This is a genomic window from Microbacterium sp. OR21 (assembly GCF_047306785.1).
Taxonomy (GTDB): Bacteria; Actinomycetota; Actinomycetes; order Actinomycetales; family Microbacteriaceae; genus Microbacterium; species Microbacterium esteraromaticum_E.
In genome coordinates this window covers 601409-619437 of record NZ_JAZEXJ010000003.1, presented here as the reverse complement: position 1 = coordinate 619437, position 18029 = coordinate 601409, and the positions used below count along the sequence as shown (strand labels likewise).

19 protein-coding genes and 1 pseudogene are annotated in these 18029 nt (G+C 69.5%); 14 read left to right on the top strand and 6 right to left on the bottom strand.

Features of this window, described 5'->3' with window-relative positions; translation table 11 throughout:
- Positions 1–3: 3 nt before the first annotated feature.
- Positions 4–2103, bottom strand: coding sequence for a transketolase (gene tkt, locus V2S04_RS11580; protein ID WP_413638578.1), 2100 nt, complete (start codon positions 2101–2103; stop codon positions 4–6).
- A gap of 282 nt (positions 2104–2385) precedes the next feature.
- On the opposite strand from tkt, the gene V2S04_RS11575 reads away from it, so the two are divergent.
- Positions 2386–3300 (top strand): heme o synthase, encoded by a 915-nt coding sequence (locus V2S04_RS11575; RefSeq protein ID WP_413638780.1) that lies wholly within the window; start codon positions 2386–2388, stop codon positions 3298–3300.
- Positions 3301–3375: 75 nt separating this feature from the next.
- Here V2S04_RS11575 and V2S04_RS11570 read toward each other — a convergent pair whose 3' ends face one another.
- A complete protein-coding gene (locus V2S04_RS11570; protein WP_413638577.1) occupies positions 3376–4518 on the bottom strand; it encodes a COX15/CtaA family protein in 1143 nt (380 codons plus the stop codon).
- Positions 4519–4757: 239 nt separating this feature from the next.
- On the opposite strand from V2S04_RS11570, the gene sufB reads away from it, so the two are divergent.
- The 12 genes and pseudogenes from sufB (at position 4758) to V2S04_RS11510 (ending at position 15081) form a co-directional block, all read left to right on the top strand.
- Positions 4758–6176 carry a Fe-S cluster assembly protein SufB gene (gene sufB, locus V2S04_RS11565; protein ID WP_110554993.1) on the top strand — a complete coding sequence of 473 codons (1419 nt, stop codon included), beginning with the start codon at positions 4758–4760 and terminating at the stop codon, positions 6174–6176.
- Complete coding sequence (gene sufD / locus V2S04_RS11560) at positions 6176–7372, top strand: Fe-S cluster assembly protein SufD (protein ID WP_413638576.1); 1197 nt, start codon at positions 6176–6178, stop codon at positions 7370–7372. Before sufB ends, sufD begins: the two co-directional genes overlap by 1 nt.
- Entirely contained in the window at positions 7369–7695 is a 327-nt protein-coding gene (locus V2S04_RS11555) for a non-heme iron oxygenase ferredoxin subunit (RefSeq protein WP_099196636.1), read from the top strand. Before sufD ends, V2S04_RS11555 begins: the two co-directional genes overlap by 4 nt.
- Complete coding sequence (gene sufC / locus V2S04_RS11550) at positions 7696–8466, top strand: Fe-S cluster assembly ATPase SufC (RefSeq protein ID WP_099196637.1); 771 nt, start codon at positions 7696–7698, stop codon at positions 8464–8466.
- Positions 8467–8475: 9 nt separating this feature from the next.
- On the top strand, positions 8476–8805 hold the full coding sequence (locus V2S04_RS11545) for a metal-sulfur cluster assembly factor (RefSeq protein WP_099196638.1): 330 nt from the start codon (positions 8476–8478) through the stop codon (positions 8803–8805).
- A gap of 1 nt (position 8806) precedes the next feature.
- Entirely contained in the window at positions 8807–10000 is a 1194-nt protein-coding gene (locus V2S04_RS11540; protein WP_413638575.1) for a MalY/PatB family protein, read from the top strand.
- A pseudogene (locus V2S04_RS11535) lies at positions 9997–10389 on the top strand (MFS transporter); the annotation flags it as partial. The gene V2S04_RS11540 and the pseudogene V2S04_RS11535, both read left to right, overlap by 4 nt.
- Before the next feature lie 67 nt (positions 10390–10456).
- Positions 10457–11446, top strand: a complete 990-nt coding sequence (locus V2S04_RS11530) for an MFS transporter (RefSeq protein WP_413638574.1) — start codon at positions 10457–10459, stop codon at positions 11444–11446.
- 97 nt (positions 11447–11543) lie between these two features.
- Positions 11544–12140: a biotin transporter BioY gene (locus tag V2S04_RS11525; protein WP_340086499.1), complete on the top strand. Its 597-nt coding sequence runs from the start codon at positions 11544–11546 to the stop codon at positions 12138–12140.
- Complete coding sequence (locus tag V2S04_RS11520; protein ID WP_413638573.1) at positions 12137–12817, top strand: energy-coupling factor ABC transporter ATP-binding protein; 681 nt, start codon at positions 12137–12139, stop codon at positions 12815–12817. The genes V2S04_RS11525 and V2S04_RS11520 overlap by 4 nt, the downstream gene beginning before the upstream one ends.
- Positions 12814–13413 (top strand): energy-coupling factor transporter transmembrane component T family protein, encoded by a 600-nt coding sequence (locus V2S04_RS11515; protein WP_413638572.1) that lies wholly within the window; start codon positions 12814–12816, stop codon positions 13411–13413. Before V2S04_RS11520 ends, V2S04_RS11515 begins: the two co-directional genes overlap by 4 nt.
- Before the next feature lie 69 nt (positions 13414–13482).
- Positions 13483–15081: an ABC-F family ATP-binding cassette domain-containing protein gene (locus V2S04_RS11510; RefSeq protein WP_413638571.1), complete on the top strand. Its 1599-nt coding sequence runs from the start codon at positions 13483–13485 to the stop codon at positions 15079–15081.
- A 25-nt stretch (positions 15082–15106) separates the two neighbouring features.
- Here the strand turns inward: V2S04_RS11510 and V2S04_RS11505 are convergent, their stop codons facing one another.
- From V2S04_RS11505 to V2S04_RS11495, 3 genes are read right to left on the bottom strand one after another with little or no spacing between them, the layout of a single operon-like run.
- Positions 15107–15916 carry an SURF1 family protein gene (locus tag V2S04_RS11505; RefSeq protein ID WP_413638570.1) on the bottom strand — a complete coding sequence of 270 codons (810 nt, stop codon included), beginning with the start codon at positions 15914–15916 and terminating at the stop codon, positions 15107–15109.
- Positions 15913–16113, bottom strand: a complete 201-nt coding sequence (locus V2S04_RS11500; protein ID WP_413638569.1) for a hypothetical protein — start codon at positions 16111–16113, stop codon at positions 15913–15915. Before V2S04_RS11500 ends, V2S04_RS11505 begins: the two co-directional genes overlap by 4 nt.
- Entirely contained in the window at positions 16110–16469 is a 360-nt protein-coding gene (locus tag V2S04_RS11495; protein WP_413638568.1) for a DUF3099 domain-containing protein, read from the bottom strand. Before V2S04_RS11495 ends, V2S04_RS11500 begins: the two co-directional genes overlap by 4 nt.
- 103 nt (positions 16470–16572) lie before the next feature.
- Here V2S04_RS11495 and fabG point away from each other — a divergent pair, with 103 nt between their 5' ends.
- Positions 16573–17283 carry a 3-oxoacyl-ACP reductase FabG gene (gene fabG, locus V2S04_RS11490; protein WP_413638567.1) on the top strand — a complete coding sequence of 237 codons (711 nt, stop codon included), beginning with the start codon at positions 16573–16575 and terminating at the stop codon, positions 17281–17283.
- A 24-nt stretch (positions 17284–17307) separates the two neighbouring features.
- Here the strand turns inward: fabG and V2S04_RS11485 are convergent, their stop codons facing one another.
- A complete protein-coding gene (locus tag V2S04_RS11485; RefSeq protein ID WP_413638566.1) occupies positions 17308–18003 on the bottom strand; it encodes an alpha/beta fold hydrolase in 696 nt (231 codons plus the stop codon).
- Positions 18004–18029 lie beyond the last annotated feature (26 nt).

The window sequence follows — 18029 nt, the reverse complement described above, 5'->3', positions numbered from 1 at the left end:
CGCTCAGCGCGCGGCCGCGGCGATGGTCTCGCGGGCGGCGTCGACGACGGCCTCCGCGGTGACGCCGAACTTCTCGAACAGGGTCTTGTAGTCGGCCGATGCACCGAAGTGGTCGATGCCGATCGACCGGCCGCGGTCGCCGACGATGTCGCGCCAGCCGGCGACGGAACCCGCCTCGACTGACACGCGCGCGGTGACCGATGCCGGCAGCACCGACTCGCGGTACGCCTCGTCCTGCTCGGCGAACCACTCCAGCGACGGTGCCGACACCACGCGTGCGCCCACGCCCTCGGCGGCGAGCGTCTCGCGCGCCGCGACGGCGAGCTGCACCTCGGAGCCGGTGGCGATGAGGATCACATCCGGCGTGCCGTTCGGGGCCTCGGCGAGCACGTAGGCGCCCTTGGCGGTGTGCGCGGCCGAGGCGAAGACGTCACCGGATGCCTCGCCGTCGCCGCGCTCGAACACCGCGATGTTCTGGCGGGTCAGGGCGAGTCCCGCGGGTCCGCCGTGGCGGCGCAGCAGCTCGAGCCACGCCGCGGAGGTCTCGTTCGCATCGGCCGGGCGCACGACGGTGAAGTTGGGGATCAGTCGCAGGGAGGCGAGCTGCTCGATCGGCTGGTGGGTCGGGCCGTCCTCGCCGAGCGCCACGGAGTCGTGGGTCCAGACGAAGATGCTCGGCACGTTCATCAGGGCGGCCAGGCGCACAGCCGGGCGCATGTAGTCGCTGAAGATGAGGAAGGTGCCGCCGAATGCGCGGGTCGGGCCGTGCAGCACGATGCCGTTGATGATGGCGCCCATGGCGTGCTCGCGGATGCCGAAGTGCAGCACGCGACCGTAGGGGTTGCCCTTCCACTCATGCGTCGACCACTCGACAGGGATGAACGACGGCGCTTCCTTGATGGTCGTGAGGTTCGACTCGGCGAGGTCGGCCGAGCCGCCCCACAGCTCGGGCAGCTGCGCCGCCAGCGCGTTGATCACCTGGCCGGAGGCGGCGCGCGTCGAGACGTCCTTGCCTGCCTCGAACACGGGCAGCGCGTCGACGATCCCCTCGGGCAGCTCGTGCGCCTCGAGACGGTCGAGCAGCGCCTTGCGCTCGGGGTTGGCCTGCGCCCATGCGTCGAACGACTTCTGCCACTCGGCGCGAGCGTCTGCGGCGCGCTCACCGAGCCGGCGCGTGTGGGCGATGACGTCGTCGGCGACGACGAAATGCTGCTCGGGATCGAACCCCAGCACCTTCTTCGTCGCGGCGAGCTCGTCTGCGCCGAGCGCGGAGCCGTGGATCTTGCCGGTGTTCTGCTTTCCGGGCGAGGGCCAGCCGATGATCGTCTTGAGGATGATGAGCGACGGCTTCGCCTGCTCGCCCTGGGCCGCGGCGATCGCGGCGTGCAGCTCGGCGACGTCCTCGACGTACTCGCCGGTCTTCTTCCAGTCGACGGTCTGCACGTGCCAGCCGTACGCCTCGTAGCGCGCCGCCACGTCCTCGGTGAACGCGACGTCGGTGTCGTCCTCGATGGAGATCTGGTTGGAGTCGTAGATCGCGATGAGGTTGCCGAGCTGCTGGTGGCCGGCGAGCGACGACGCCTCGCTGGTCACGCCCTCCTGCAGGTCGCCGTCGCCGGCGATGACGTAGACGAAGTGGTCGAACGGGCTGGTGCCGGCGGCGGCATCCGGGTCGAAGAGTCCGCGCTCGTAGCGCGCGGCGTAGGCGAAGCCGACCGCCGACGCGAGGCCCTGCCCGAGCGGTCCTGTCGTGATCTCGACGCCCTTGGTGTGCCCGTACTCGGGGTGCCCGGGGGTCTTGGAGCCCCAGGTGCGCAGCGATTCGAGGTCTTCGAGCTCGAGTCCGAAGCCGCCCAGGTACAGCTGCACGTACTGGGTCAGCGACGAGTGGCCCACCGAGAGGATGAAGCGATCGCGACCCAGCCAGTCGGTGTCGGACGGATCGTGACGCATGACGCGCTGGTACAGCAGATAGGCGGCCGGGGCGAGGCTCATCGCCGTGCCGGGGTGACCGTTGCCCACCTTCTCGACGGCATCGGCCGCGAGCACTCGGGCGGTGTCCACCGCACGTCGATCGATCTCATCCCAGTGAAGTTCTGCCACGGCCATACTCCTTCAGACGCTTGCGGAGGCCCCCGTATTCCTGCGCTTTCCGCGTCTTCACGGAGGGGATTTGCACAGCAGCGGGTGCGCGAGTGGGTCTCAGCATACCCGTGCGAGTGTCGTCGTCAGGTGCGTGTTGCATGCGTCCGACACATTACGGAAATCGCTTTCCGAGGAGTCGCCGCACGGGGCGCGCTCGCATTCCCCGTCGACCCGGTGCGACACGCCGGGTGGCATAGACTGGGATGACGTCCGCCATGCACGCATAAGGAGGGGATCGCGATCTCGACGACATCGCAGACCGCCGCGACTCATCACTCGCTCGGTCAGAAGATCCGCGGTTACATCGCCCTCACGAAGCCGCGCGTGCTGGAGCTGCTGCTGGTCTCCACCGTTCCGGTGATGTTCCTGGCGGAAGGCGGGATGCCGGACATCTGGCTCGTCGTCGCGACCGTGATCGGCGGCGCCATGAGCGCCTCGTCCGCCGCGTCCTTCAACATGTACCTCGATCGAGACATCGACGTGCACATGAAGCGCACCGAGAACCGCCCGCTCGTGACGGGCGAGGTCTCGCCGCGCGGAGCTCTGGTCTTCTCGTGGCTGCTCGCCGTGGCATCCACCGTGTGGCTGCTGCTGACCACCAACTGGCTCGCCGCATCCCTTTCGGTCACGGCGATCTTCTTCTACGTCGTCATCTACACGATGATCCTCAAGCGCCGCACCGAGCAGAACATCGTGTGGGGCGGCATCGCGGGATGCTTCCCCGTGCTGATCGGCTGGACGGCGGTGACCGGGTCCCTGGACTGGCCGCCGTTCGTGCTGTTCGTGCTGGTCTTCCTGTGGACGCCCCCGCACTACTGGCCCCTGTCGATGAAGTACAAAGACGACTACGACGACGTCGACGTGCCCATGCTCGGCGTCACCCGCTCGGCGTCGCAGGTCGGCCTGCAGGTCATCCTGTACGCCTGGGCGACCGTCGCGTGCTCGCTTCTGCTCGTGCCCGTCGCGCACATGGGCCTGGTCTACACCGTCTCGGCGCTCGTCTTCGGCGGCTGGTTCATCTATGAATCGCACCGGCTGTACAACCGGGCCGTGCACGGGGGAGAGGCGCGGCCGATGCGCGTGTTCCACGCCTCGATCACGTACCTGACGCTGATCTTCCTCGCCGTCGCGGTCGACCCCCTGCTGCCCTTCTGATTCGCGTCCGCACCGACGACGGGGCCCCTCCGGAATCCATCCGGCGGGGGCCTCGTCGCGTCATCCGCGATCCGCTCAGTCGACGGGCCTCTTCAGCTTGGTGACCACGACCACGTAGGCGGCGGCGGAGAGAGACGCCAGCACCATGTGCACGCCGACGAGGATCGGCGGCAGACCGGTGCGCGCCTGCAGCACGCCCACGCCGACCTGCACGATGATCGCCGCGGCGAGCACCAGGAGCCAGATGCGGGGGCGCAGGCGCATCGCCCAGCCCGCGACGAGCAGCGTGAGCACGAGCGCGGCGAGGATGTACCCGGGCCAGGAGTGCACGTGCGCGAGCACCGTCGCGTCGAACCCCTGTCTCTTGATCGCCTCGTCGCCCGAATGCGGTCCGGATCCGGTGGTCAGCACGCCGACGACGATGGTCGTCGCGAGCGCGAGACCGGTGACGTGGGTCAGCGCAGAGAACCAGGCGGGCACCGCCCGCACGCGAGGCGCGCCGGGAGTGTCGAGTCGGACGAGGAACAGCGCGGTCACGCAGACGAGCGCGAGCGAGACGGTGTAGTGGAACCCCACGATGAACGCGTTCAGGCTGGTGATCACCGCGAACCCGCCGACCACGGCCTGGGCCATCACGCCCACCAGCACGATCCACGCGAGAACGGCCAGGTCCTTGCGGGGCATCGGCTGGCGCAGCGAGTCGGTGGCGCCGACGAGCACCGCCAGCAGCAGCGCCGCCGACATCAACGCCGCCGCGATCACCGCGGTCGTCCGCTCATCGGCGCCCGGCACGCCGACCAAGGCGGTCGCGATGTAGACAGCGACGCCGAGCACGATCCCGCCCAGCGCGAACCACAGCGCTCGCACCACCAGACGGCGGCCGCTGACGACGTGCAGCGTCAGCATCAGCACGGCAAGGGCGAGCAGCCCGACCACGCCGGTCATGACGCGGTTGCCGAACTCGATGGCGCCGTGCAGGCCCTGCACCTCGAGGATCGGCACGAGCGATTCGGGCGTGCACAGCGGCCACTCCGAGCACCCGAGTCCCGAGCCGGTGAGGCGCACGGCCCCGCCGGTGCCGATGATGATGACCTCGGCGAGGAACGACAGCCACGCGAACACCCGCAGCCGTCGGCCGATCGTCGTCGGCAGCCACCCGAAGGAGTCGCCGCGGGTGCGGCTGCGCGTGATCATATCCGCAGCGCTGGTGTGGTTCATGGTGCCTCCGGTTCGCGGAGTCGACAGGCGGGCGCGGCCCGCCCGCGAGGCGGAACCTGTAGAATCGGGATCGTGGTGGGGGTGCGCGCAGCGCGAACTCCCTCACTGACAGTTTAGGCGCGAGTCCTGCGCCGAAGATGAGGGCCCATCAGCGGCATCCATTCCCCGGAAGACTCGACGGGGAACCGGTGTGCCGGGGCGGATGACACCGTCTGGGCCCGTGTTGAGGAGAGTGTGTCATGTCGGATGTGCTGATCGACCGCCCGGAACTCGAAGGGCTGGGGGTGTACGAGTTCGGCTGGCACGACGCGGATGCCGCCGGAGCCAGCGCGCGCCGTGGCCTCTCCGAGGATGTGGTGCGTGACATCTCGGCTCTCAAGAGCGAGCCGGAGTGGATGCTGAAGACCCGCCTCAAGGGCCTGTCGCTGTTCGACCGCAAGCCGATGCCCACCTGGGGTGCCGACCTGAGCGAGATCGACTTCGACAACATCAAGTACTTCGTGCGCTCCACCGAGAAGCAGGCGCAGAGCTGGGAAGACCTCCCCGACGACATCAAGAACACCTATGAGCGGCTCGGCATCCCCGAGGCCGAGCGTCAGCGGCTCGTCGCGGGTGTCGCCGCGCAGTACGAGTCCGAGGTCGTCTACCACCAGATCCGTGAGGATCTGGAGCAGCAGGGCGTCATCTTCATGGACACCGACACGGCGCTGCGCGAGCACCCGGAGTTCTTCGAGGAGTACTTCGGCACCGTCATCCCGTCGGGTGACAACAAGTTCGCCGCGCTGAACACCGCGGTGTGGTCGGGCGGATCGTTCGTGTACGTGCCCAAGGGCGTGCACGTCGAGATCCCGCTGCAGGCGTACTTCCGCATCAACACCGAGAACATGGGCCAGTTCGAGCGGACCCTGATCATCGCCGACGAAGACAGCTACGTGCACTACATCGAGGGCTGCACCGCGCCGATCTACAAGTCGGACTCGCTGCACTCCGCCGTGGTCGAGATCATCGTGAAGAAGAACGCCCGCGTGCGCTACACGACGATCCAGAACTGGTCGAGCAACGTCTACAACCTCGTCACCAAGCGCGCGGTCGCCCACGAGGGCGCCACCATGGAGTGGGTCGACGGCAACATCGGCTCCAAGGTGACCATGAAGTACCCCTCGATCTACCTGATGGGCGAGCACGCCAAGGGCGAGACCCTCTCGGTCGCGTTCGCCGGCCCCGGCCAGCACCAGGACGCCGGCGCGAAGATGGTGCACATGGCGCCGTACACGCAGTCGTCGATCGTCTCGAAGTCGATCGCCCGCGGCGGAGGACGCGCCGGCTACCGCGGCGAGGTCCGCGTCGACGCGGCCGCGCACCACTCGGCGAACTCCGTCGTGTGCGACGCGCTGCTCGTCGACACGCAGTCGCGCTCCGACACCTACCCGGCGATCGACATCCGCGTCGACGACGTGCAGCTCGGTCATGAGGCCACCGTCTCGAAGGTCAGCGAGGAGCAGCTGTTCTATCTGCAGTCCCGCGGCATCGAGGAGACCGAAGCTATGGCCATGATCGTGCGCGGGTTCATCGAGCCCATCGCGCGCGAGCTGCCCATGGAGTACGCGATGGAACTGAACAAGCTCATCGAGATGGGCATGGAAGGATCGGTCGGCTGATGACGGCCCCCACACAGGCGCCCGAGCTGGCGCCACAGACGAACGCGCACATCGACCCGGCCGCTCAGCTGGCGGACGCCGGCTTCGTGCCGGTGCAGACCCGCTCGGAGCGCCCCCGGTCGTTCGACCCCGACGACTTCGGCGCCCCCACCGGCCGCGAGGTGAACTGGAAGCACACGCCCATCGCGCAGCTGAAGTCGCTGCTCCGCCCGGCAGAGGCGAACGACGGCGTCAGCTACACGTTCAGCCACGAGCAGTACCTCAGCACCCCGCTCGCGCACGGCTCGACGCCGCGCGGCGAGTTCTTCGTGCCGGAGGACGTCGTCTCGGCCGTGGCCTGGCAGGGTGCGGCCGAAGCCCTGCACCTCAGCATCCCCGCCGATGAGGAGGTCGCCGAGCCGATCGTCGTCACGATCGACGGAACCGGCGGTCGTGCCGACGCCCACCTCGTCATCGAGGCCGGTCGCCACAGCGTCGCGACCGTGGTGCTGCGCCACAGCGGCGTCGCCGAGTATGCGCAGAACGTCGAGATCATCGTGCGCGACGGCGCGAAGCTCAAGCTCGTCACCGTGCAGCGCTGGGAGGACGACGCGGTGCACGCCGCGGCCCACCAGGCGCGCGTCGACCGCGACGCCGAGCTCACCCACATCGTCGTCAGCCTCGGCGGCGGCGTCGTGCGCGTGAACCCGAACGTCGAGCTCGCAGGCAGCGGCTCGCACGGCTACCTGTACGGTCTGTCGTTCGCCGACTCCGGCCAGCACCTCGAGAGCCAGGTCTACCTGCACCACAAGGGCGCGCACACCACCGGCGACGTGCTGTACAAGGGCGCGCTGCACGGCGAGAGTGCCCACAGCGTGTGGATCGGCGACGTGCTGATCGGACCGGATGCCACCGGGACCGACTCGTACGAGGCGAACCGCAACCTCGTCCTCACCGAGGGTGCACGCGCCGACTCGATCCCGAACCTCGAGATCCAGACCGGCGACATCGCCGGCGCCGGACACGCGAGTGCGACGGGTCGCTTCGACGACGAGCAGCTGTTCTACCTGCAGGCTCGCGGCATCTCGGAAGAGGAGGCGCGTCGCCTGGTCGTCTTCGGATTCCTCACCGAGATCGTGCAGCGCATCGGCATCCCCTCGCTGCAGGAGGAGCTGACCGCCGCTCTCGAGGCCGAGCTCGAGGCGGTGACCAAGTGAGCGCACAGCGCGCCTGCAGCGTCAGCGAGCTCGAGCAGGACACGCCCCTGCGCGTCGAGCTCGACGGCATCGCGATCTCGATCGTCAAGGACGGCGACGACCAGATCCACGCCATCGGCGACCGCTGCACGCACGGCGACATCTCGCTGTCCGAGGGGTTCGTGGAAGGCAAGACGCTGGAGTGCTGGGCCCACGGCTCGGCGTTCTCGCTCGAAACCGGCCGCCCCCTCAACCTTCCCGCTTACGAGCCCGTCCCGGTGTTCGTCGTCGAGATCGACGGCGACGACGTGCTCATCGATCCCACTGTCACTAAGGAAGTCTGAATGTCTGTTCTCGAGATCCGCGACCTGCACGTAACGGTCGAGACCGAACAGGGCGAGACCCCGATCCTCAACGGGATCGACCTCACCATCAAGACCGGTGAGACCCACGCCATCATGGGCCCCAACGGCTCCGGCAAGTCGACCCTGGCCTACACGATCGCCGGTCACCCCAAGTACACCGTCACCCAGGGCACCATCACCTTCGACGGCGAGGACGTCCTCGAGATGAGCGTCGACGAGCGCGCCCGCGCCGGCCTGTTCCTCGCGATGCAGTACCCCGTCGAGATCCCCGGCGTCACCGTGACCAACTTCCTGCGCACCGCGAAGACCGCTATCGACGGCGAGGCGCCCTCGATCCGCCAGTGGACCAAGGACGTCAAGGAGGCCATGTCGAACCTGCGCATGGACGCGAAGTTCGCGCAGCGCAACGTCAACGAGGGCTTCTCCGGCGGCGAGAAGAAGCGCCACGAGATCATGCAGCTCGAGGTTCTCAAGCCGAAGCTGGCCGTGCTCGACGAGACCGACTCCGGTCTCGACGTCGACGCGCTGAAGATCGTCTCGGAGGGCGTCAACCGCGCCAAGGAGGCGACGAACCTCGGCGTGCTGCTGATCACGCACTACACCCGCATCCTGCGCTACATCCGCCCCGACTACGTGCACGTCGTCGTCAAGGGCCGGATCGTGGAGGAGGGCGGCCCCGAGCTCGCCGACCGGCTCGAGGACGAGGGCTACGACCGCTTCCTCGACCCCGCAGAGCCCATCGAAGCGTAGGCTGGGAGCATGACCGCGACTCTCACCCCCGAGAAGTACGACGAGGTCACCGAGGCTCTGAAAGACGTCATGGACCCGGAGCTCGGGATCAACGTCGTCGACCTCGGCCTGATCTACGACCTCTCCTGGGACGACGAGAACGACGCGCTGGTCATCCACATGACGCTGACCAGCGCCGGATGCCCGCTCACCGACGTGCTCGAGGAGCAGACCGCGCAGGCGCTGGACTCGGTGGTCGACCAGTTCCGCATCAACTGGGTGTGGATGCCGCCGTGGGGTCCGGAGCGGATCACCGACGACGGCCGCGACATGATGCGCGCGCTCGGATTCGCGATCTGACATGACAGCACACGTCGTGGCTCTTCCCCTGGCGGAGCTGCGGCAGCGCACCAGCGAGAAGTGGCGGGAGTACCCGGAGAGGGTGCTCCCGCTCTTCGTCGCCGAGACCGACTTCGCGCTCGCGCCGGCGATCACGACGGCGCTGGAGCGAGCGGTGCGGGCCGGTGACACCGGCTACGTCGCCTCCCGCACCCCGCTCGCGGCCGCCTACGCGGCGTTCGCGGAGCGTCGGTTCGCGTGGGCGCCCGACCCGGCCGGCATGCGCAGCACCGCCGATGTCAGCATGGGCATCGTCGAGATCCTGCGCCGTGTGATCGCCCCGGGGGAGCGGGTCGTCGTCAACCCGCCCGTGTACCCGCCGTTCTTCGAGCTCGTCGAAGAGGCCGGCGGCGTCGTCGAGCGCGTGCCCCTGCGCGACACCGGCGCCGGGTGGCAGCTCGACCTCGACGGGATCGCGGCGGCACTGGCATCCGGAGCGCGGGCGGTGCTGCTGTGCAACCCGCACAACCCCACCGGCACGGTGCATTCCGCCGCGTCCCTGCGCGCGGTCGCCGAGCTCGCGGAGGGGTACGGCGCGGTGGTGATCTCCGATGAGATCCACGCGCCTCTCGCCCAGCCGGATGCCGGCTACACGCCGTTCCTCGCCACGGGCGATGCTGCCGCACGGGTCGGGTATGCGGTCGTGAGCGCCAGCAAGGCGTTCAATCTCGCGGGGCTGAAGTGCGCTCTGATGGTCGGCGCGAGCCCCGGGACGCAGCGGGTGCTGCGCGAGCTGCCGGTCGAGGTCGAGTGGCGCACCGGGCAGTTCGGGCTGATCGCCGCCGTCGCCGCGTTCGCGCGCGAGACCGATGAGTGGCTCGACGCTCTGCTGCGCACGCTCGACGAGAATCGCCGTCTGGTGGGCTCGCTGCTCGCCGAGCACCTGCCCGAGGCGAGGTATCGGATGCCCGACGCCGGATATCTCGCCTGGATCGATCTGACGGATCTCGGCTGGGGACCGAACCCGGCGCGTCGCATCCTGCGCGAGGCCGAGGTGGCCCTGCACTACGGCCCTGCGTTCGGCTCCGAGGGCGCGGGTCATGTGCGCCTCAACTTCGGCACGAGCCCCGAGATCATCACCGAGGCCGTCACCCGGATCGCCGCGTTGCGCGGCCGTCTCGACCAGACGTCCCGTGCGGCCGAGGCCGCGGAGTGAGCACGAGCACCCGAGCCGCGACGATCTGGGACCGCACCCGTCTCGGCATCACCATCGGCTCGGTCATCCTGATCTTCCTCGCCGCGCTGGAGGCTCTCGCCGTGACCACGGTGATGCCCGTGGTCAGCGCCGACCTGCACGGCGGGGCGCTGTACGCCGTCGCCTTCTCCGGCACGCTCGCCACGAGCGTCATCGGGATGGTCGGGGCGGGCAGCTGGAGCGATGCCGCCGGTCCCCGCGCGCCGCTGTACACGTCGGTCGTGCTGTTCCTCGCCGGACTGGTCGTGTCGGGTTGCGCCCTCGACATGTACACATTCCTCGCCGGGCGGCTCATCCAGGGGCTCGGAGCGGGCGGGCAGACGGTGGCGCTGTACGTCGTGGTCGCGCGGGTGTACCCCCCCGCACCTGCACGGGCGCATCTTCGCCGCCTACGCCGCCGCCTGGGTGGTGCCGTCGATGGTCGGCCCGTTCCTGGCGGGGCTCGTCACCGAGCTGCTGCACTGGCGCTGGGCGTTCCTCGGCGTCGCCGTGCTGACGGCCGGCGCATTCGTGCTCGTCGCGCAGCGTCTGCGCGCCGTCCCGCTCAAGGTGGATGCGGCGGACGCCGGGTCCGATTCCGGGCTCGCAGACGCCCCGCCGCCGGCATCCGCGACGGGATCGTTCGGGACGCGGATGCTGCTCGCCGTCGTCGTCGCGGTCTGCGCTGTCGGGGTGGGCTTCACCGTCGAGCTGCCGCCGGGGTTCGGGGGACCGCTGGCGGCGACCGGCATCGTCGTGATCGGGGTCGCGCTCCTGCCGCTCCTGCCGCGGCGCACGCTGCGTGCCGCACGCGGTCTGCCGAGCGTCGTGCTGACCCGCGGGATCATCGCCGGCGCGTTCTTCGCCGCCGAGGCCTACATCCCGAAGCTCCTGATGGACGAGCACGACTTCTCCCCGTCGATCGCAGGGCTGGCGCTCACCCTGGCCGCGCTCGGCTGGTCGAGCGCTTCCGCGGTGCAGGGGCGCTACGGCGACCGGCTCGGCAGTCGCCGGATCATGCTGATCGCCTTCGTTCTGCTGATGACGGCGCTGCTCGCCATTCTCGCCGTCGTCCTGCTGAGGTCCCTGCCCTGGGTGGTCGTGATCGGATGGGGGATCGCCGGCGCGGGAATGGGCCTGCTGTACCCCCGACTGACTGTGCTGACCCTCGCCTACTCGACGACCCGCGACGAGGGGTTCAACTCCTCGGCGCTGTCGATATCGGATGCCACGGCTCCGCCCTCGCCGTCGCGGTCGCAGGTCTCGGCTTCATCGGCCTGCCGCTGCTGGGCAGCGGCTTCGCCGCCGTCTACGCGTTCGCCGCGGCTCTCACGGTGCTCGCGCTGCTGCCGGGCCTGCGGATGGGCGATCCGGCGCGCTGACGGTCGCTGTGTCGCACTCGACAAGATCCGGCCGCGCACGCTGTAGGTGTCGGCGTCCGGCCCCGTCGCTGCCTTCAATACTGTGGGATTCGACAACGTGAAAGCCGTTTCGGTGCACGTAACCCACGACCTCCGGAGGACCGATGATTTCCGACCGCCGTCCACTCAGCGCTGACCTCGCGCGCATCGCCGTCTTCGCAGCTCTCGTGATCGTCCTCGGCACAGTCATGGTGCCGCTGCCGAGCGGGGTGCCGATCACGGGCCAGACGCTCGGTGTCATGCTCGCCGGGCTCGTGCTCGGCGCACGTCGCGCTCCGCTGTCGATCCTGCTCGTGCTGGCACTCGCGGCGATCGGGCTGCCGGTGCTCGCCGGCGGGCGCGGCGGCCTGGGCGCCTTCGTCGGACCGACCGCGGGGTACATGGCGGGGTGGGTCGCGGGCGCGTTCGTGATCGGCCTGATCGCGCACAGCGGGCGCTTCACCTGGTGGCGTGCGGCCGGCGGTGCGCTGGTCGGCGGCATCCTCGTCGTCTACCTGTTCGGCATCCCGGTGCAGGCGGCGGTCACCGGCGTGCCGCTCGATCTCACCGCTGTCTCGACCGTCGTCTTCCTGCCGGGCGACCTCATCAAGGCCGCGCTGGCGACCGTCCTCGCCGTCGCGCTCCACCGGGCGTATCCGCGCGCCTTCCCGGCGAGCGCGGGCGCTCCGGTCCGTGCCGTCGGCGCCGTCGCCGCGCAGTGACGACCTCGCACGTCGCGTTCGACGACGTGTCGTACACGGTCGGCGACAGTCGGATCCTGACCGGCGTGACGACGCGGCTGACGGCACCGCGTACGGCGGTGATCGGCGCGAACGGATCGGGGAAGTCGACGTTCGCCCGCATGATGAACGGGCTGCGCCGGCCGACCTCGGGTGCGGTGCGCGTACTCGGACTCGATCCGAGCGCCGATGCGACGCGGGTGCGCTCGCGCGTCGGATTCGTGTTCACCAATCCCGAGGCGCAGATCCTCATGCCGACGCCCGCCGAGGACCTGACGCTCTCGCTCGGCTCCGTGCCGCGCGCGACGCGTGCGGCACGGGTCGAGCGGCTCCTCGAGCAGTACGGGCTGGCGGGCCGGGGCGATCAGCCCGTGTCCGAGCTGTCGGGCGGTCAACGGCAGCTTCTGGCGCTGGCCGCGGTGCTGTGCACCGAACCGCGGCTCGTGGTGGCCGACGAGCCGACCACGCTGCTCGATCTGCGCAACGCCCGGCGAATCGCAGACCTGCTTCTGGGGCTCAAGGTGCCCGTCGTCATCGTCACGCACGACCTCGAGCTGGCAGCCCGCTGCGATGAGGTGATGCTCTTCGACGGCGGACGGCTCGCCGCCGCGGGGGAGCCAGAGGGCGTGATCGACATGTACCGCCGGATCAGCGCGTGATCTCGCTGTACCGAACCGGCGACAGCATCCTGCATCGAGCCCCTGCGGGGTGGAAGCTGCTGGGCCTGGCCGTCAGCGCCCTGATCATCTCGATCGCGCGTCCCGCGACGGGATGGACGCTGCTCCTGCTCGGCGTCGCCTCGCTGGTGGTGGCGCTCGGGGCAGGCGCCGGGGCGCGAGGTGTGGCCGTCGCCTGGTGGCGTCTGCGCTGGGTCATCGTCGTCCTGGGCGGTGCGCTCGTCGTCTTCGTGAGCGCCTCCGCCGCCGTGCAGAGCACCGGTCGGGTCGTGACCCTGCTGCTGCTCGCGGAGGCTGTGACCCGCACCACGAGGACGAGCGACATGCTCGACGTGCTGTGCCGGCTCTTCCGGCCGCTGCGCGCATTCGGCGTCGATCCCGAGACCCCGGCTCTCGCCGTCTCGCTCACCATCACGATGGTCCCGGTGCTGGCAGGCCTTCTCGAGCAGGTGCGTGACGCGCAGCGGGCCAGGGGAGTGCGACTCGGTGTGCGAAGCGCCGTCCCGCTGCTCGTGCTCGCGATGAAGCATGCGGATGACGTCGGCGACGCGTTGTCGGCCCGTGGGCTCGGCCGCTGACGGCAGCCGGCGAACTATACTGGGAGGCTGGCCACTCGGCCGCCTCCCCCCGAACGAACGGATACCGCTGTGCTCGCCGTGCATGACCTCGAGATCCGCGTCGGAGCACGCGTGCTCATGTCGGACGTCTCGTTCCGGGTCGCCGCGGGCGACAAGATCGGTCTCGTCGGCCGCAACGGCGCCGGCAAGACCACGCTCACGAAGGTGCTCGCCGGCGACGTGCTCGCCTCCGAGGGCAGGGTCACCCGGTCGGGCGAGATCGGCTACCTGCCGCAGGATCCTCGCACCGGCGATCCCGAGATGCTCGCACGCACCCGCATCCTCGATGCACGCGGTCTCGGATCGATCCAGCTCGGGATCTCCACCGCGTCGCACGACATGGCATCCGACGACCCGAAGATCGCCGAGCGAGCCATGCGCAAGTTCGCCAATCTCACCGAGCGCTTCGAGGCGCTCGGCGGCTACGCGGCCGAGGCCGAGGCGGCATCCATCGCCCACAACCTGTCGCTGCCCGACCGCATCCTCGATCAGCCGTTGAGCACCCTCTCCGGCGGACAGCGCCGCCGGATCGAGTTGGCGCGCATCCTGTTCTCCGACGCCGACACGATGATCCTCGACGAGCCCACCAACCACCTCGACGCCGACAGCGTGGTGTGGCTGCGCGAGTTCCTGAAGGACTACAAGGGCGGACTGATCGTGATCAGCCACGATGTCGAGCTGGTCGGCGAGACGGTCAACCGCGTGTTCTACCTCGACGCGAACCGCCAGGTCATCGACATCTACAACATGAACTGGAAGAACTACCTGCGCCAGCGCGTGGCCGACGAGGAGCGACGCAAGAAGGAGCGGGCAAACGCCGAGAAGAAGGCCACGCAGCTGCAGCTGCAGGCTGCGCGATTCGGTGCCAAGGCGTCCAAGGCGGCCGCCGCGCACCAGATGGTCGCGCGCGCCGAGAAGCTGCTCTCCGGCCTCGACGAGGTGCGTCAGGTCGACCGGGTCGCGAAGCTGCGCTTCCCGAAGCCCGCCCCGTGCGGGAAGACGCCGCTGATGGCATCCGGTCTGTCGAAGTCGTACGGCTCGCTCGAGATCTTCACCGATGTCGACCTGGCCATCGACCGCGGGTCCAAGGTCGTCGTGCTGGGGCTGAACGGTGCGGGCAAGACCACCCTGCTGCGACTGCTCGCCGGTGTCGACCAGCCCGACACCGGTCAGCTCGAGCCCGGTCACGGCCTCAAGGTGGGCTACTACGCGCAGGAGCACGAGAACCTCGACGTGAAGCGCTCGGTGCTCGAGAACATGATCTCGGCCGCGCCTGACCTGAACGAGACCGAGGCGCGCAAGGTGCTCGGCTCGTTCCTGTTCACCGGCGATGACGTGCACAAGCCGGCCGGGGTGCTCTCGGGCGGTGAGAAGACGCGCCTGTCCCTGGCCACCCTGGTCGTCTCCTCGGCGAACATGCTTCTGCTGGACGAGCCGACGAACAACCTCGACCCGGCCTCCCGCGAGGAGATCCTCGGTGCTCTCGCGCACTACGAGGGTGCGGTCGTGCTCGTCTCGCACGACCCGGGTGCGGTCGCCTCGCTCAACCCCGAGCGCGTGCTGATCCTCCCCGACGGGGTCGAGGACATCTGGAGCAAGGAGTATCAGGACCTCATCGAACTCGCCTGAGCATCGGCGTGGCAGCCGGTCAAGCTCAGCGCGTCGCGGCGTCGAGCAGCGCGTCCTCGTCGTCGGCGTCACGGTCACGTCGACGCGGCTGACGCTTCGGCAGCTCGCCGGCGTCCTCCTTCGCCTTCACGATCTCGATGCGGATGACGTAGCCGATGAAGGCGAAGCCCATCACGGCGAAGAGGATCCACTGGATCGCATACGACAGGTGTGGTCCGGGGTCGTCGGTGGGCGAGGCGAAACCGCCCAGAGCGGCATCGGCCGTCGGCTGCTCCGAGACGAGCTGACCGTACGCACTGGTGTTGAGCGCCGGGTCCACCCGTTCGGCCACCGTGGGCAGGTGGATGGTCGGCACCTGCCCCTCCGGGGCGCTGCGACCGGATGCCGGGAGGCGCTCGCCCGGACGCAGGCGCACGATCACGGAGCTCTCGCCGGACGGCGGCGAGGGCACCGACTGGGGCACCGCGTCTTCGCCGGGGGAGATCCAGCCGCGATCCACCAGCAGCACGATGCCGCTCGAGTCGCGGAACGGCACGAGAACCTCGAAGGCACTGGTTCCCGCGTGGGGGCGGTTGCGCACCAGCAGCTGCTCGTCGGCGAGGTACTCTCCGCGCAGCAGGACAGGATGCCATTCGTCGCCCGGGTCGAGCCCTCCGTCTTCGCCGAGCAGGTCGGCGACGGGAACCGGCTCCGCGTCGTAGTTGCGCTCGACGAGCGCGATCTGCTCGGCGCGCGACTCATTGCGATCGAACTGCCATTGAGAGAGGAAGACGCACGCGACCGCGAAGCCGATCGCGACGAGGACGTAGACGCCCCAGCGCATCAGACGGCTCATTCGGGCAGCCCTTCGTGAACGGTGACAGGGAAGTCCCGCGCGCGCAGGTACTCGCTGAGGAACTGCACGTGCGCGTCGCACGCGAGCCAGATCTTGCGCCTGTCCTCGGGATGGATGCGCGGGTTGCGCCAGACGATGTGATGCGTGGCGGGCTCGCGGCACTGCGCACGTGCGCATTCGAGCACGGAAGTCGTCATCTGTCTTCTCCGTGCTCGTCTCGCTTCTCGGCGATCGTGAACACGTCCGGGTCGGCCGGGGCGGGCTCCGTGGCGGACGCCCCTGGCGCCTCGAGCTGGATCTGCGGCGACTCGACAGCGCTGGCGGTGCTGTCACTGCCCGCGTTCGCGTATACGACGGCGATGTAGGGAAGGAAGATCGCGGCTGCCGCGAACGCCCAGGTCCACCATCCCAGCGGCTGGACGAGCGCCATGAGAAGGAAGCAGACCGTGCGGATGCCCATCGTCAGTGCGTAGCGGCGCACGCGGTGGTCAGCCTCGTCCTGCGGCGACTGCGGCAGGGAGGTGACGGAGGGGGCGTGGCGCTTCTCTTTCACGGTGCTTCAAGCCTACGCCGCGGCCGGGGTCCGGGCCGCCGTTTCGCGCGGCCTGCGCTCGGTAGGATGGCCACCGTCCCGTTCCCTCAGTCAGGAGCCCCACATGAGCGCTGAGCGCGTCGTCCTCGTCACCGGCGGAAACCGCGGCATCGGCCGCGCGATCGCCGAACGCTTCGTTCGCGAGGGTTACCGCGTCGCGGTCACCGCGCGCAGCGGCGAGGGCCCCGAGGGTGCGCTGACCGTGCGAGCGGATGTCACCGACGCCGCCGCGGTCGACGCGGCGTTCACCGAGGTGGAGCAGAAGCTCGGTCCGGTCGAGATCGTGGTCGCCAACGCGGGGATCACCAAGGACACGCTGCTCATGCGCATGAGCGAGGATGACTTCGACAGCGTCGTCGCGACGAACCTCGGGGGCACGTTCCGCGTCGTCAAGCGTGCCTCGAAGGGCATGCTGCGTGCGCGCTTCGGCCGCGTCATCCTCATCTCCAGCGTCGTCGGCCTGTACGGCTCCGCCGGGCAGGTCAACTACTCGGCGTCGAAGAGCGCCCTGGTCGGCTTCGCGCGCTCACTCACCCGCGAGCTGGGCGGGCGCGGGATCACCGCCAACGTGGTGGCTCCCGGTTTCATCGAGACCGACATGACCGCTCAGCTGCCCGAGGAGACGCAGAAGCAGTACAAGGCGAGCATTCCCGCCGGCCGCTTCGCCAGCCCCGACGAGGTCGCCGCTGCGGTGACCTGGCTGGCAGGCGACGACGCGGGGTACATCTCCGGAGCAGTCATCCCCGTCGACGGCGGCCTCGGAATGGGGCACTGACTCCGCTGTCGTCCCGCACCGACGTCACCGGTCGACGGCCGCGACGACCAGCTCGCCCAGCCGCTCGGGCACGGTGAACTGGGGCCAGTGCCCGGAACCGATCCGCACGACCTCCGCGTCGGCGATGGCCCGGTACTCCTCGCCGTAGGCACCCCACTCGCCGGACTCGGCATCGACCCGCGCCTGGTCGTACGAGCCCATCAGCATCGTCACCGGCACACCGTGCCGGCTCTCGTGCGTCAGGGTGATGGGGTCGCTCGGTACACGCGCGGGCACGCTGTGCGTCTGCGCGAGGGTGCGGCCTCGCGTCTCGTCATCGATGTCGTACACATCCTCATCGGGGAAGAAGTCCCAGCCGGGGAACGGCACGACGCCGTCCACGATCGGCAGGTCGCTGATCTCCTGGCCGGGCGCCGGCGGGATCGTGTCGACGAACACGACCCGTCGCACTCGCTCCGGGCGGGCATCCGCGGCACCCCACACGACGTTGCCGCCGCCGGAGTGGCCGACGAGCACCACCGGCTGCTCGGCCGCGTCGATCTCGCGCACGACCGCGTCGATCCAGTCCGCCATCCCGATGTCGGACGAGACCGACGCCGGCTCGCCGACACCCGGCATCGTCAGTGCGATGGGTCGATGGCCGGCCGCGCGGAGCGCGTGCACCACCGGATCCCACGAGGAGGCGTCGAGCCAGAGACCGGGAACGAGGATGATGTCCATGCGCAGACGCTACGCGCAGGCACCGA